At 59.1% G+C, this 15337-nt stretch carries 12 protein-coding genes and 1 pseudogene; all 13 read left to right on the plus strand.

Annotation, left to right across the window (positions count from 1 at the left end; genetic code table 11):
- The first annotated feature begins 335 nt into the window (after positions 1-335).
- The 13 genes and pseudogenes from GKQ23_RS08305 (at position 336) to nuoN (ending at position 15326) form a co-directional block, all read left to right on the plus strand.
- On the plus strand, positions 336-773 hold the full coding sequence (locus tag GKQ23_RS08305) for an NADH-quinone oxidoreductase subunit A (protein WP_056239504.1): 438 nt from the start codon (positions 336-338) through the stop codon (positions 771-773).
- Between the two features lie 16 nt (positions 774-789).
- Positions 790-1464 carry an NADH-quinone oxidoreductase subunit B family protein gene (locus GKQ23_RS08310; protein ID WP_056239505.1) on the plus strand — a complete coding sequence of 225 codons (675 nt, stop codon included), beginning with the start codon at positions 790-792 and terminating at the stop codon, positions 1462-1464.
- Positions 1465-1568: 104 nt separating this feature from the next.
- Positions 1569-3382: pseudogene (nuoC, locus tag GKQ23_RS08315) on the plus strand (NADH-quinone oxidoreductase subunit C/D).
- A 2-nt stretch (positions 3383-3384) separates the two neighbouring features.
- On the plus strand, positions 3385-3900 hold the full coding sequence (gene nuoE / locus GKQ23_RS08320; protein WP_056239511.1) for an NADH-quinone oxidoreductase subunit NuoE: 516 nt from the start codon (positions 3385-3387) through the stop codon (positions 3898-3900).
- On the plus strand, positions 3897-5237 hold the full coding sequence (gene nuoF / locus GKQ23_RS08325) for an NADH-quinone oxidoreductase subunit NuoF (protein WP_056239514.1): 1341 nt from the start codon (positions 3897-3899) through the stop codon (positions 5235-5237). The genes nuoE and nuoF overlap by 4 nt, the downstream gene beginning before the upstream one ends.
- 49 nt (positions 5238-5286) lie before the next feature.
- A complete protein-coding gene (nuoG, locus tag GKQ23_RS08330) occupies positions 5287-8013 on the plus strand; it encodes an NADH-quinone oxidoreductase subunit NuoG (RefSeq protein ID WP_056239518.1) in 2727 nt (908 codons plus the stop codon).
- The gene (nuoH, locus tag GKQ23_RS08335) at positions 8010-8987 is read left to right on the plus strand and encodes an NADH-quinone oxidoreductase subunit NuoH (RefSeq protein ID WP_056239521.1); all 978 of its coding nucleotides are present in this window, start codon (positions 8010-8012) and stop codon (positions 8985-8987) included. Before nuoG ends, nuoH begins: the two co-directional genes overlap by 4 nt.
- 12 nt (positions 8988-8999) lie before the next feature.
- Positions 9000-9542, plus strand: coding sequence for an NADH-quinone oxidoreductase subunit NuoI (gene nuoI, locus GKQ23_RS08340; protein ID WP_056239524.1), 543 nt, complete (start codon positions 9000-9002; stop codon positions 9540-9542).
- 10 nt (positions 9543-9552) lie between these two features.
- Positions 9553-10107: an NADH-quinone oxidoreductase subunit J gene (nuoJ, locus tag GKQ23_RS08345; protein WP_056239527.1), complete on the plus strand. Its 555-nt coding sequence runs from the start codon at positions 9553-9555 to the stop codon at positions 10105-10107.
- Positions 10104-10406 (plus strand): NADH-quinone oxidoreductase subunit NuoK, encoded by a 303-nt coding sequence (gene nuoK / locus GKQ23_RS08350; protein WP_056239530.1) that lies wholly within the window; start codon positions 10104-10106, stop codon positions 10404-10406. Before nuoJ ends, nuoK begins: the two co-directional genes overlap by 4 nt.
- Positions 10403-12241 carry an NADH-quinone oxidoreductase subunit L gene (gene nuoL / locus GKQ23_RS08355; RefSeq protein ID WP_212410265.1) on the plus strand — a complete coding sequence of 613 codons (1839 nt, stop codon included), beginning with the start codon at positions 10403-10405 and terminating at the stop codon, positions 12239-12241. Before nuoK ends, nuoL begins: the two co-directional genes overlap by 4 nt.
- 106 nt (positions 12242-12347) lie before the next feature.
- A complete protein-coding gene (gene nuoM / locus GKQ23_RS08360; RefSeq protein ID WP_101505251.1) occupies positions 12348-13868 on the plus strand; it encodes an NADH-quinone oxidoreductase subunit M in 1521 nt (506 codons plus the stop codon).
- Positions 13869-13874: 6 nt separating this feature from the next.
- On the plus strand, positions 13875-15326 hold the full coding sequence (gene nuoN, locus GKQ23_RS08365) for an NADH-quinone oxidoreductase subunit NuoN (protein WP_056239542.1): 1452 nt from the start codon (positions 13875-13877) through the stop codon (positions 15324-15326).
- Positions 15327-15337 lie beyond the last annotated feature (11 nt).

Here is a 15337-nt window from a genome sequence, read left to right on the forward strand (position 1 = left end):
CTAATCCTGCCAAAATAGACAAATTCATAGACCTGTTTCCTGCAAGGATTTGCTCGCTGCACTATGATCACATGATGCCACTGACACGATTTAGCGCTTTTTTTAGGCACTAATTGTTAATGTGGTGTTGCGGCTGTAAATTAATGTGCGAATACATTTGTCTAAGTTGACAAAAGGTTAGTGAAAGGAGTAAAAAACCCCATAAAGTTGCTGGCTACTCTGGTGACAGCAAAATTTATAAGGTTTTTTCATTCTTCCCTTGAATCGTTGTGGTGTTGTTAACTGCCAGCATAGAGCAGGACGCGAGACACCACTTTTGGTGAGTAAGCAAAGGTATGTCAACAACCACAGAAGTCGTCGCCCATCATTGGGCATTTGCTGTTTTTCTCGTCGTCTCCATCGGCCTCTGCTGCCTGATGTTAGCCGGAGCATGGTTCCTCGGCTCAAAAGCCCGCGGAAGGCATACAAATACCCCTTTTGAATCCGGGATCGCCTCCGTTGGCAGCGCCAAACTGCGCCTGTCCGCCAAGTTCTATCTGGTCGCGATGTTCTTCGTCATCTTCGACGTTGAGGCCCTCTATCTCTATGCATGGTCGACTGCCATTCGCGAAAGCGGCTGGGTCGGCTTTGTAGAAGCCGCCATTTTCATTTTGGTTCTGCTTGCTGGCCTGGTTTACCTCGTTCGCATCGGCGCGCTGGACTGGGCACCGCCCCGTCGTCGCTTTGATGTGAAGAAGACCACCATTTCGCATTCCAATCGTCATACGCAGTAACAGCGAGGCACAACACATGGACTATACGCTCACTCGCGTAGACCCCAACGGCGAAAACGACCGTTATCCCCTGCAGAAACAGGAGATCGTCACCGATCCCCTGGAAAAGCACGTTCATCAAAGCGTCTACATGGGCAAGCTGGAACACGCCATGCACGACATGGTGAACTGGGGGCGCAAAAACTCACTCTGGCCGTTTAACTTCGGTCTTTCCTGTTGCTACGTCGAAATGACAACTTCGTTCACTGCGGTGCACGATGTGGCGCGTTTTGGCTCGGAAGTGATTCGTGCGTCGCCGCGTCAGGCCGATTTCATGGTGGTGGCGGGGACCTGCTTCACCAAGATGGCCCCGGTAGTGCAGCGCCTGTATGACCAGATGCTGGAACCTAAGTGGGTGATTTCAATGGGTGCCTGTGCCAACTCCGGCGGCATGTATGACATCTACTCCGTGGTGCAGGGCGTTGATAAGTTCCTGCCTGTGGATGTGTACATCCCTGGCTGCCCGCCGCGCCCGGAAGCCTACATGCAGGCGCTGCTGCTGCTGCAGGAGTCGATCGGCAAAGAGCGCCGTCCGCTGTCGTGGGTGGTGGGCGATCAGGGGGTTTATCGCGCCAATATGCAGTCTGAGCGCGAACGCAAACAGGCAGAGCGCATCGCGGTGACTAACCTGCGAACCCCTGACGAAATTTAAGACAGCAGTTTATGGATGTGGTCAATCAAGCGCGCAAAACAACACTAAGTCATCTGCGCTGACCCACCTGACGCCAACACTGAGTGCCTGTGTGACAGGCCAGCATGGTGAATAACCTATGACAGATTTAACCACGCAAGATCTCGCTCAGCCTTTATGGCAAACCCGTGATCACCAGGATGATCCGGTGATCGGCGAGCTGCGTAACCGCTTTGGACCGGATGCCTTTACCGTGCAGCCTACCCGCACCGGTGTGCCGGTGGTCTGGGTGCGTCGTGAGCAGTTACTGGAAATTATTGAGTTCCTGCGCAAGCTGCCAAAACCCTACGTCATGCTGTATGACCTGCATGGCATGGACGAGCGCCTGCGTACCCACCGCGACGGTTTACCGGCCGCGGATTTTTCCGTTTTCTACCATTTCATCTCCATTGAACGCAACCGCGACATTATGCTCAAGGTGGCGTTGTCTGAAAATGACCTGCATGTGCCGACCATCACCAAAATTTTCCCGAATGCCAACTGGTATGAGCGCGAAACCTGGGAGATGTTCGGTATCGACGTGGTTGGCCACCCGCACCTGACGCGCATCATGATGCCGCAGACGTGGGAAGGGCACCCGCTGCGGAAAGACTACCCGGCGCGCGCCACCGAGTTTGACCCGTATGAGCTGACGAAGCAGAAAGAAGATCTGGAGATGGAGTCGCTGACCTTCAAGCCGGAAGAGTGGGGCATGAAGCGCAGCACGGCCAATGAGGACTTTATGTTCCTCAACCTTGGCCCGAACCACCCGTCAGCGCACGGTGCGTTCCGCATCATCCTGCAGCTGGACGGTGAAGAGATCGTCGACTGCGTGCCGGACATCGGTTACCACCACCGCGGTGCGGAAAAGATGGGCGAACGCCAGTCCTGGCACAGCTACATTCCGTACACCGACCGCATCGAGTATCTCGGCGGCTGCGTGAACGAAATGCCGTACGTGCTGGCGGTAGAAAAACTGGCCGGTATCAAAGTGCCCGAGCGCGTGGACGTGATCCGCGTGATGCTATCAGAGCTGTTCCGTATCAACAGCCACCTGCTGTATATCTCGACCTTTATTCAGGACGTTGGTGCCATGTCACCGGTGTTCTTTGCCTTTACCGACCGCCAGAAAATTTATGACGTAGTGGAAGCCATCACCGGTTTCCGTATGCACCCAGCCTGGTTCCGCATCGGCGGTGTGGCGCATGACCTGCCGAAAGGCTGGGAACGCCTGCTGCGCGAATTCCTCGACTGGATGCCAAAGCGTCTGAAAGCCTACGAACAGACCGCGCTGAAGAACTCGGTGCTGATTGCCCGTTCTAAAGGCGTTTCCGCCTACAACATGGAAGAGGCCCTGGCGTGGGGCACTACCGGTGCTGGCCTGCGCGCCACCGGTCTCGACTTTGACGTGCGTAAATGGCGTCCGTACTCCGGTTACGAGAACTTCGACTTTGAAGTGCCGATCGGTGATGGCGTCAGCTGTGCTTACACCCGTGTGATGCTGAAGATGGAAGAGATGCGCCAGAGTATGCGCATTCTGGAGCAGTGCCTGAAGAACATGCCGGCAGGCCCGTTCAAAGCCGACCATCCGCTGACCACGCCGCCGCCGAAAGAGCGCACGCTGCAGCATATCGAAACCCTGATCACTCACTTCCTGCAGGTTTCCTGGGGCCCGGTAATGCCGGCCAACGAATCCTTCCAGATGATTGAGGCGACCAAAGGGATCAACAGTTACTACCTGACCAGCGACGGCAGCACCATGAGCTACCGCACCCGCGTGCGCACGCCGAGCTTCCCGCACCTGCAGCAGATCCCTTCGGTGATCAACGGCAGCCTGGTATCCGACCTGATCGTATACCTCGGTAGTATTGATTTTGTTATGTCAGACGTGGACCGCTAATTATGCACGATCAACGAATTGCGATCGAAACGATCGAAGTTACTGAAGCTTTCATGCTGAGTGCGACAGAGCGCGACGCCATCGAGCATGAGAAGCACCACTACGAAGATGCCCGTGCCGCCTCTATTGAAGCGCTGAAAATCGTACAGAAGCAGCGCGGCTGGGTGCCGGACGGCGCGATCGGTGCCATTGCCGACGTACTGGGCATCCCGGCCAGCGACGTTGAAGGCGTTGCCACCTTCTACAGCCAGATCTACCGCACGCCGGTGGGTCGCCATGTGATCCGTTACTGTGACAGCGTGGTGTGCCATATCACCGGCTATCAGGGGATCCAGACGGCGCTGGAAGAGAATCTGCATATCAAGCCAGGCCAGACTACCGCGGACGGGCGTTTTACCCTGCTGCCAACCTGCTGCCTCGGTAACTGCGACAAAGGGCCGGTAATGATGGTGGGTGATGATACCCACGTGCATCTGACCCCGGAAGGTATCGTCAAATTACTGGAGCAGTATCAATGAGACAGATCGTGCGTACTGCCGAAACCCATCCGCTGACCTGGCGGATGCGTGAGGATAAGGCACCGGTATTTTTTGACGAATACCGCAGCAAAAACGGTTATGCCGGCGCGGAAAAAGCGCTGAAAAGCATGTCACCGGAAGAGATCGTCAATGCGGTTAAAGACTCCGGCCTGAAAGGGCGCGGCGGTGCCGGCTTCTCCACCGGCCTGAAGTGGAGCCTGATGCCGAAAGACGAGTCCATGAACATCCGTTACCTGCTGTGTAACGCCGATGAGATGGAACCGGGCACCTATAAAGACCGTCTGCTGATGGAGCAGATGCCACACCAGCTGGTGGAAGGCATGCTGATCAGCGCCTTCGCGCTGAAAACCTACCGCGGCTACATCTTCCTGCGCGGCGAGTATATCGAGGCGGCGGAAAACCTGCGCCGCGCGATTGCCGAAGCCACCGAAGCGGGCCTGCTGGGTAAAAATATCCTCGGCACCGGCTTTGACTTCGAGCTGATGGTCCACACCGGTGCCGGCCGCTACATCTGCGGTGAAGAGACGGCGCTGATTAACTCGCTGGAAGGCCGCCGCGCCAACCCGCGCTCCAAGCCGCCGTTCCCGGCCTCGGCCGGTGCCTGGGGCAAGCCGACCTGCGTAAATAACGTGGAAACCCTCTCCAACGTGCCGGCGATCCTTGCCAACGGCGTGGAGTGGTACAAGAACATCTCTACCAGCGACGACGCCGGTACCAAAATGATGGGCTTCTCTGGCCGGGTGAAAAACCCGGGCGTCTGGGAACTGCCGTTTGGCACCACCGCGCGCGAGATCCTCGAAGAGTACGCCGGCGGCATGCGTGACGGGCTGAAGTTTAAAGCCTGGCAGCCGGGCGGTGCCGGGACCGACTTCCTCACCGAGCAGCACCTCGACCTGCCGATGGAGTTTGCCACCATTGGCAAAGCCGGCAGCCGTCTGGGTACCGCGCTGGCGATGGCGGTGGACCACGAGATCAATATGGTGTCGCTGGTGCGTAACCTGGAAGAGTTCTTCGCCCGCGAATCCTGCGGCTGGTGTACGCCCTGCCGCGATGGCCTGCCGTGGAGCGTCAAAATTCTGCGCGCGCTGGAGCGTAAGCAGGGGCAGCCTGGGGATATTGAAACCCTGCTGCAACTCTGCCGCCAGCTCGGCCCGGGTAAAACCTTCTGTGCGCATGCGCCTGGTGCGGTAGAGCCGCTGCAGAGCGCCATTAAATACTTCCGCGAAGAGTTCGAAGCGGGGATGGCGCCTCAGGTTTACAGCAACGCTCACGCAATTAGCGGCATCCAGCCCAACCTGTTAAAGGCGCGCTGGTAAGCAAAGTTTAACGCCCGTTTATGACGGGCCTTACGGAAGCATGTTCACTATGGCTACAATTCATGTAGACGGTAAAGAATATGATGTGGATGGCGGAGACAACCTGCTACAGGCGTGTCTCTCCCTCGGCCTCGATATTCCCTATTTTTGCTGGCACCCGGCGCTCGGTAGCGTTGGCGCCTGCCGCCAGTGCGCGGTAAAACAGTACGCTAACGCCGAAGATACCCGCGGTCGTCTGGTGATGTCCTGTATGACGCCAGCGTCTGACGGCACCTTTATTTCAATCGACGATGGTGAAGCGAAAGAGTTTCGCGAAAGCGTGGTCGAGTGGCTGATGACCAACCACCCGCACGACTGTCCGGTGTGTGAAGAGGGCGGCAACTGTCACCTGCAGGATATGACGGTGATGACCGGCCACAGCTTCCGCCGTTACCGCTTCACCAAGCGTACCCACCGCAATCAGGATCTCGGTCCGTTTATCTCTCACGAGATGAACCGCTGTATCGCCTGTTACCGCTGCGTGCGCTACTACAAAGATTACGCCGACGGCACCGACCTCGGCGTGTACGGCGCGCACGATAACGTCTACTTTGGCCGCCCGGAAGATGGCGTGCTGGAGAGCGAGTTCTCCGGCAACCTGGTAGAAATCTGCCCGACCGGCGTGTTCACCGACAAAACCCACTCCGAGCGTTATAACCGTAAGTGGGACATGCAGTACGCGCCAAGCATCTGCCAGCAGTGCAGCATCGGCTGTAACACCAGCCCGGGCGAGCGCTATGGCGAGCTGCGCCGCATTGAAAACCGCTACAACGGCACCGTTAACAGCTACTTCCTCTGTGACCGGGGCCGTTTCGGTTACGGTTACGTAAACCTGAAAGATCGTCCGCGCCAGCCGCTGCAGCGTCGTGGCAACGACTGGATCGCCCTCAACGCCGAGCAGGCGATGCAGGGGGCAGCCGATGTGCTGCGCCAGGCGAAGAAGGTAATCGGTATCGGTTCCCCGCGCGCCAGCGTTGAGAGCAACTTTGCGCTGCGCGACCTGGTCGGCGCTGAGAACTTCTCTACCGGCATCCCGGCGGGCGAGCAGGCGCGTCTGGAGCTGATGCTGAGCATCCTGCGCGACGGCGGTATCCACACGCCATCGCTGCACGATATTGAAAGCTACGATGCGGTACTGGTGCTGGGTGAAGATCTGACCCAGACCGGCGCGCGCATTGCGCTGGCCGTTCGTCAGGCGGTGAAGGGGAAATCCCGTGATATGGCCGCGGCGCAGAAAGTCGCCGACTGGCAGATTGCGGCGATCCTTAACATCGGACAGAACGCCAAACACCCGCTGTTTATTACTAACGTTGACGAAACCCGCATGGATGACATCGCCGCGTGGAGCTATCGCGCCCCGGTAGAAGACCAGGCGCGCCTCGGCTTCGCTATCGCCCATGAGCTGGACGCCAGCGCACCGGCGGTGAGCGATCTTGATAAGTCTCTCGCTGGTAAAATCGACGTCGTGGTGCAGGCGCTGGCCGGTGCCCGTAAACCGCTGATCATCTCCGGCACCAACGCCGGCAGTGAAGCGGTGATTCAGGCGGCGGCCAACGTGGCGAAAGCGCTGAAAGGGCGCGGTGCCGACGTCGGTATCACCCTGCTGCCAACGGCAACAAACAGCATCGGTGTCGGTCTGATCGGCGGTCAGACGCTTGACGCAGCGCTGAGCCAGCTGGCCAGCGGTGAAGCCGATGCGGCTATCGTGCTGGAAAACGACCTTTATCGCCACCTGCCGAAAGCGCAGGTTGACGCGGCGCTGAGCAACACCGCCAACGTGATCGTTATCGACCATCAGCGCACCAAAACCACCGAACAGGCCGGCCTGATCCTCTCTACGGCCAGTTTTGCCGAGAGCGATGGCACGGTGATTAACCAGGAAGGCCGCGCACAGCGCTTCTTCCAGGTGTATGACCCGGCTTACTACGACGAAAAAGTACAGATGCTGGAGAGCTGGCGCTGGCTGCATTCCCTGCAGAGCACCATCAACAGCCGCGAAGTGGACTGGAGCCAGCTGGATCACGTGATTGACGCCTGTGTGGCGGCACTGCCGCAGCTGGCTGCGATCAAAGACGCCGCGCCGGATGCCAGTTTCCGTATTCGTGGTCAGAAGCTGTCGCGTTCACCGCACCGCTCCAGCGGCCGTACCGCGATGCGCGCCAACATCAGCGTGCATGAACCGCGTCAGCCGCAGGATAAAGACACCATGTTCGCCTTCTCGATGGAAGGGAACAACCAGCCGGGCGCCGCGCGCTCGCAGATCCCGTTTGCCTGGGCACCAGGCTGGAACTCACCGCAGGCATGGAATAAATTCCAGGCGGAAGTGGGCGGTAAACTGCGTAACGGCGATCCGGGCGTGCGTCTGTTCGAAGCGGCCGAAGGCCAGCTGGCATGGTTCGATAACGTACCGGCATCCTTTACCGGTAGTGAGAACAGCTGGCGCGTCGCCCCTTACTTCCAGCTGTTTGGCAGTGAGGAGATGACCCAGCGTGCACCGGTTATCCAGCAGCGTATGGCCGCGCCTTGCGTGGTGGTCAACCCGCAGGACGCCGCGAAGCTGGGCGTTAATGCCGGTGCGGTGCTGCAGTTTACCTGTCAGGGTGAGCAGCTGCGTCTGCCGGTACGCTTCTCCAGCCAGCTGCAGGCAGGGCAGGTGGGTCTGCCGCTCGGTCTGCCGGGCATCCCGCCGTTCCTGTCGGGCGCTGAAATTGACAATCTGCAGGAGGCAGTCCAATGAACTGGCTGACACCGGAAGTGATTGATGTGCTGATCGCCGTGGGTAAAGCGCTGGTGATCCTGTTCGTGGTGGTCGGCTGCGGTGCCTTTATGAGCTTCGGCGAACGTCGCCTGCTCGGCCTGTTCCAGAACCGCTACGGACCTAACCGTGTCGGCTGGGGCGGCTCGCTGCAGCTGGTGGCCGACATGATCAAAATGTTCTTTAAAGAGGACTGGATCCCGCCGTTTACCGACCGGGTGATCTTTACCCTGGCACCGATGATCGCCTTTACCTCGCTGCTGCTGGCGATGGCGATCGTGCCGGTTACCTCCACCTGGATGGGCGCAGACCTGAACATCGGCCTGCTGTTCTTCCTGATGATGGCGGGCCTGGCGGTGTATGCGGTGCTGTTCGCCGGCTGGTCGAGTAATAACAAATACTCGCTGCTGGGTGCGATGCGTGCCTCCGCGCAGACCCTGAGCTACGAAGTGTTCCTCGGCCTGTCGTTAATGGGCGTGGTGGCGCAGGCCGGCTCGTTCAACATGGTTGAGATCGTTAACAGCCAGACTCACCTGTGGAACGTGATCCCGCAGTTCCTCGGCTTTATGACCTTCTGTATCGCCGGCGTTGCGGTGTGTCACCGCCACCCGTTTGACCAGCCGGAAGCGGAGCAGGAACTGGCCGATGGTTACCACATTGAATATGCCGGTATGAAGTTCGGCCTGTTCTTCGTCGGTGAATACGTCGGTATCGTCACCGTCTCCGCGCTGATTGTGACGCTGTTCTTCGGCGGCTGGCACGGTCCGTGGCTGCCACCGATCTTCTGGTTCGCTATTAAAACGGCCTTCTTCATGATGATGTTTATTCTGATTCGTGCTGCTCTGCCGCGTCCGCGCTATGACCAGGTAATGTCGTTCGGCTGGAAAGTTTGTCTGCCGTTGACGCTGTTGAACCTGCTGGCTACCGCCGCAGTGATTCTGTACACGGCGCAGTAAGGGGTTAAGAACATGACATTAAAAGAACTTGCCGTTGGTTTCGGCACCACGTTACGCAGTATCTGGCTGATTGGCCTGAACGCCTTCGCGAAACGTGAAACCATGATGTACCCGGAAGAGCCGGTTTATCTGCCGCCGCGTTACCGTGGCCGTATCGTGCTGACGCGCGATCCGGACGGCCAGGAGCGCTGCGTGGCCTGTAACCTGTGTGCGGTTGCCTGCCCGGTGGGCTGTATCTCGCTGCAGAAGGCCGAAATGGCCGATGGCCGCTGGTATCCGGAGTTCTTCCGCATCAACTTCTCGCGCTGCATCTTCTGTGGCCTGTGTGAAGAAGCCTGCCCGACCACGGCGATTCAGCTGACCCCGGACTTCGAAATGGGTGAGTTTAAACGCCAGGATCTGGTCTATGAAAAAGAGAACCTGCTGATCTCCGGCCCGGGCAAATACCCGGAATACAACTTCTACCGGATGGCGGGTATGGCGATCGACGGTAAAGATAAAGGCTCCGCTGAAAACGAAGCTCCACCCATCGACGTCAAAGGCTTGTTACCTTAAGGAGCCAGGCATGGAATTTGCGTTTTATCTGTGTGGTCTGGTGGCGGTGGTCGCGACGTTGCGCGTGATCACCCACACCAACCCGGTACATGCGTTGCTGTACCTGATCGTCTCACTGCTGGCGGTCTCCGGCGTGTTTTTCTCACTCGGTGCCTATTTCGCCGGTGCGCTGGAGATTATCGTTTATGCCGGTGCCATTATGGTGCTGTTCGTCTTCGTGGTGATGATGCTGAACCTCGGCGGTGCCGAAGTGCAGCAGGAGCGTGACTGGCTGAAGCCGGGCATGTGGGCAGGCCCGGGCCTGCTGTCACTGGTGCTGCTGACGGTGATTGTCTATGCCATCCGCACGGTGAATGACCAGGGCATCGAAGGCACGATGATCGACGCGAAACAGGTCGGCATCAGCCTGTTCGGACCTTACGTGCTGGCGGTCGAGCTGGCGTCAATGCTGCTGCTGGCCGGTCTGGTGGTGGCGTATCACATCGGACGTGAACAGCGTGCGGGCGAGGTGCTCAGCAACCGCCCGGCTGACGCGGCTAAAAATCGTAAAGAGGAGCAGCTATGATCCCTCTGCAGCACGGCCTGATTCTGGCGGCGATCCTGTTTGTCCTCGGCCTGACCGGGGTAATGATCCGCCGCAACCTGCTGTTTATGTTGATTAGCCTCGAAATCATGATTAACGCTGCGGCACTGGCGTTCGTGGTGGCGGGGAGTTACTGGGGCCAGGCAGACGGCCAGGTGATGTTTATCCTGGCGATCAGCCTGGCTGCAGCGGAGGCCAGCATTGGCCTGGCGCTGCTGCTGCAGCTTCATCGCCGCAGCCAGAACCTCAACATTGATAAAGTGAGCGAGATGCGCGGATGAACCTTCTCTATTTAACAGTCCTGTTTCCGCTGATCGGCTTCCTGCTGCTGGCGTTCTCCCGTGGCCGCTGGTCCGAGAACCTGTCAGCAACCGTCGGTATGGGCTCGGTGGGCCTGGCGGCGCTGGTCACCCTGTATGCCGGCGTGGATTTCTTCAACAACGGTCAGCAGGTGTTTAACCAGGCGCTGTGGACCTGGATGCAGGTTGGCAACTTTAAGATTGACGTTAACCTGACGCTGGACGGCCTGTCGCTGACCATGCTGTCGGTGGTCACCGGCGTCGGCTTCTTTATCCATATGTTCGCCTCCTGGTATATGCGTGGGGAAGAGGGCTACTCGCGCTTCTTCGCCTATACCAACCTGTTTATCGCCAGCATGGTGGTTCTGGTGCTGGCCGATAACCTGATGCTGATGTATCTCGGCTGGGAAGGCGTGGGCCTCTGCTCCTACCTGCTGATCGGCTTCTACTACACCAACCCGAACAACGGTGCGGCGGCGATGAAAGCCTTCGTCATCACCCGCGTCGGTGACGTGTTCCTCGCGTTTGCGCTGTTCATCCTCTGGAACGAGCTGGGCACGCTGAACTTCCGTGAGGTGGTAGAACTGGCACCGGCGCACTTCGCCGCTGACAACCAGATGCTGCAGTGGGCTACCCTGATGCTGCTGGGCGGCGCGGTCGGTAAATCCGCTCAGCTGCCGCTGCAGACCTGGCTGGCCGATGCGATGGCGGGTCCGACCCCGGTTTCTGCCCTGATCCACGCGGCGACCATGGTCACCGCCGGCGTTTACCTGATTGCCCGTACCCACGGCCTGTTCCTGTTAACGCCGGACGTTCTGCACCTGGTTGGCATTATTGGTGCGGTAACGCTGCTGCTGGCCGGTTTTGCCGCGCTGGTGCAGACCGACATCAAACGCGTGCTGGCCTACTCGACCATGAGCCAGATTGGCTACATGTTCCTGGCGCTGGGCGTGCAGGCGTGGGACGCGGCTATCTTCCATCTGATGACGCACGCGTTCTTTAAAGCGCTGCTGTTCCTCTCGTCCGGTTCGGTGATCCTTGCCTGTCACCACGAGCAGAACATCTTCAAGATGGGCGGCCTGCGTAAGAGCATTCCGTTGGTCTACACCTGCTTCCTGGTAGGCGGCGCGGCGCTGTCGGCACTGCCGCTGATCACTGCCGGCTTCTTCAGTAAGGATGAGATCCTTGCCGGTGCGCTGGCTAACGGTCATCTCAACCTGATGGTTGCCGGCCTGGCCGGGGCCTTTATGACGTCGCTCTACACCTTCCGCATGATCTTCATCACCTTCCACGGTGAAGAGAAGATCCACGCGCACGCGGGCAAGGGGATTACCCATCACCTGCCGCTGCTGGTGCTGCTGGTGCTCTCAACCTTTATCGGTGCGCTGATTGTGCCACCGCTGCGCGGCGTACTGCCGGAAACCACCGAGCTGGCGCACGGCAGCGTGTTGTGGCTCGAGATCGGTTCCGGCGTGGTGGCGATTGTCGGTATTCTGCTGGCCGCGGCGCTCTGGCTGGGCAAACGCTCGCTGGTGACCTCCATCGCCAACAGCGCGCCGGGTCGTTTCTTCTCCACCTGGTGGTTTGCTGCCTGGGGCTTCGACTGGCTGTACGACAAAGTCTTCGTTAAGCCTTACCTGGTTATTGCCCGGCTGCTCTCACGCGACCCGCTGAACTCGCTGATGAACATCCCGGCAGGGCTGGCCAGCCTGAGTAACAAAGGGCTGCTGGTGAGTGAGAACGGATATCTGCGCTGGTATCTGGCCGCGATGAGCATCGGTGCCGTGGTGGTGCTGGGCCTGTTGATGGTGCTGTAAAGGTTAGTGAGTGGGGGGGCTTTCCCCCCCGAAAAGATGGCTTAAAAACAAACTGAAAGTTGGGCGTCATCGGCCCGTTCAGATTCATTAAAGGGAACAGATCGCCATGTTATTACCTTGGCTCATTATACTACCCTTCGTCGGTGGCCTGCTGGCCTGGCAGTTCGAACGTTTCGGACCGAAAGCACCGCGCTGGATAGCACTGATCGCGATGGGACTGACGCTGGTCCTGTCACTGCAGCTGTGGCTGCAGGGCGGTTACTCACTGACCCAGGCGACCGGGCTGCCGCAGTGGCAATCCGAATTCTCCGTGCCGTGGATCCCGCGTTTCGGCATTAACTTCCACCTGGCGCTGGACGGCCTGTCGCTGCTGATGGTCGTGCTGACCGGCCTGCTGGGCGTGATGGCGATCCTCTGTTCGTGGAACGAGATTGAGAAGTGGCACGGTTTCTTCCACCTCAATCTGCTGTGGATCCTCGGCGGCGTGATCGGTGTGTTCCTCGCCATCGACATGTTCCTGTTCTTCTTCTTCTGGGAGATGATGCTGGTGCCGATGTACTTCCTGATCGCGCTGTGGGGCCACAAGGCTTCCGACGGCAAGACGCGAATTACCGCCGCCACCAAGTTCTTTATCTACACCCAGGCCAGCGGCCTGATCATGCTGATCGCCATTCTGGCGCTGGTGTTTGTGCACTACAGCGCTACCAACGTCTGGACGTTCAACTACGAGCTGCTGCTGAAGACGCCAATGTCGCACGGCGTGGAATACCTGCTGATGCTCGGCTTCTTTATCGCCTTCGCGGTAAAAATGCCGGTGGTGCCGCTGCACGGCTGGCTGCCGGACGCGCACAGCCAGGCACCGACCGCCGGTTCCGTTGACCTGGCCGGGATCCTGCTGAAAACCGCCGCCTACGGCCTGCTGCGCTTTGCACTGCCGCTGTTCCCGAACGCGTCGGCCGAGTTCGCACCGATTGCCATGTGGCTCGGTATCATCGGCATCTTCTACGGTGCGTGGATGGCGTTCTCTCAGTACGATATCAAACGTCTGATCGCCTACACCTCCATCTCGCATATGGGCTTCGTGCTGATTGCTATCTACACCGGCAGCCAGCTGGCCTTCCAGGGGGCAGTGGTGCAGATGATCGCCCATGGCCTGTCGGCGGCGGCGCTGTTTATCCTCTGCGGCCAGCTGTATGAGCGCCTGCACACCCGCGATATGCGCCAGATGGGCGGCCTGTGGTCACGCATCAAGTGGCTGCCGGGGCTGTCCCTGTTCTTCGCGGTGGCCAACCTCGGCATGCCGGGCACCGGTAACTTTGTCGGTGAGTTTATGATCCTGACCGGCAGCTTCCAGAGCGCACCGGTGATTATCGTTATTGCCACCTTCGGTCTGGTGTTTGCCTCGGTTTACTCACTGATCATGATGCAGCGCGCTTACTACGGTGCGCCTAAGTCAGATACGCCACTGCGCAGCATGTCGCCACGTGAGTTTCTGATGATTATGGTCCTGGTGGTTCTGCTGGTGCTGGTGGGGGTTTACCCGCAGCCGATTCTGGACACCTCCCACGCTGCGATGAGTAATATCCAGCAGTGGTTTACCGCTTCAATTTCAACTACAAGGCCGTAATTCGCCATGACAATAACTCCTCAACACTTGATCGCGCTTCTACCGCTGCTGATCGTCGGATTGACGGTGGTAGTTGTGATGCTGTCCATTGCGTGGCGACGCAACCACTTCGTCAATGCGACGCTGGCGGTGATTGGTCTTAACCTGGCGCTGTTCTCACTGTACTTTGTCGGCCAGGCAGGGCCAATGGACGTCACCCCGCTGCTGCGGGTGGACAGCTACTCGATGCTCTACACCGGGCTGGTGATCCTCGCCAGCCTGGCGACCTGCACCTTCGCCTATCCGTGGCTGAGCACCTACCCGGATAACAAAGAAGAGTTCTACCTGCTGGTGCTGATTGCCGCGCTGGGCGGCGTGGTGCTGGCCAGCGCCAACCACCTGGCGGCGCTGTTTATCGGTATTGAGCTGCTGTCGCTGCCGCTGTTCGGTCTGGTGGGCTACGCCTTCCAGCAGAACCGGTCGCTGGAAGCGGCGATTAAGTACACCATCCTGTCTGCCGCAGCGTCGTCCTTCCTGCTGTTCGGTATGGCGCTGGTGTATGCCAACAGCGGCAACCTGGGCTTCGTCGCGCTCGGTGAGAGCCTTAACGACAGCCTGGTCCAGCAGCCGCTGCTGCTGGCCGGTATTGGCCTGATGATCGTCGGCTTCGGCTTTAAGCTGTCGCTGGTGCCGTTCCACCTGTGGACGCCGGACGTGTATCAGGGTGCTCCGGCACCGGTTACCGCCTTCCTGGCCACCGCCAGCAAAATTGCCATCTTCGGCGTGCTGATGCGTCTGTTTATCAACGCGCCGGCCGTCGACAGCGAAGGCGTGCGCACCGTGCTGGGTATTATTGCCGTTGCCTCCATGCTGTTCGGTAACCTGATGGCGATTTCGCAGCGTAACATCAAGCGCCTGCTCGGCTACTCGTCGATCGCCCACCTCGGCTATCTGCTGGTGGCGCTGATCGCCGTGCAGTCGCAGGGGCTGTCGCTGGAAGCGGTTGGCGTTTATCTGGCCGGCTACCTGTTCAGCAGCCTCGGCGCGTTCGGCGTGGTGACGCTGATGTCCAGCCCGTATCGCGGCGCGGATGCCGATTCACTCTACTCCTACCGTGGCCTGTTCTGGCATCGCCCGATCCTGGCCTCGGTGATGACCGTGATGATGCTGTCGCTGGCCGGTATCCCGATGACTCTCGGCTTTATCGGTAAGTTCTACGTGATCGCCGTCGGCGTGCAGGCGCACCTGTGGTGGCTGACCGGCGCGCTGGTGCTCGGCAGCGCCATCGGCCTGTACTACTATCTGCGCGTTACCGTCAGCCTGTATCTGGCCGGCCCGGAACTGATGCAGCGCGACACCCCGGCGAACTGGGCCACTACCGCGGGCGGTATCGTGGTGCTGATCTCCGCCGTGCTGGTGCTGCTGCTGGGCGTCTACCCGCAGCCGCTGATTTCGCTGGTGCAGCTGGCGACGCCGTGAGATAAAACGTT

This window comes from Erwinia sp. E602 (assembly GCF_018141005.1).
Classification (GTDB): domain Bacteria; phylum Pseudomonadota; class Gammaproteobacteria; order Enterobacterales; family Enterobacteriaceae; genus Erwinia.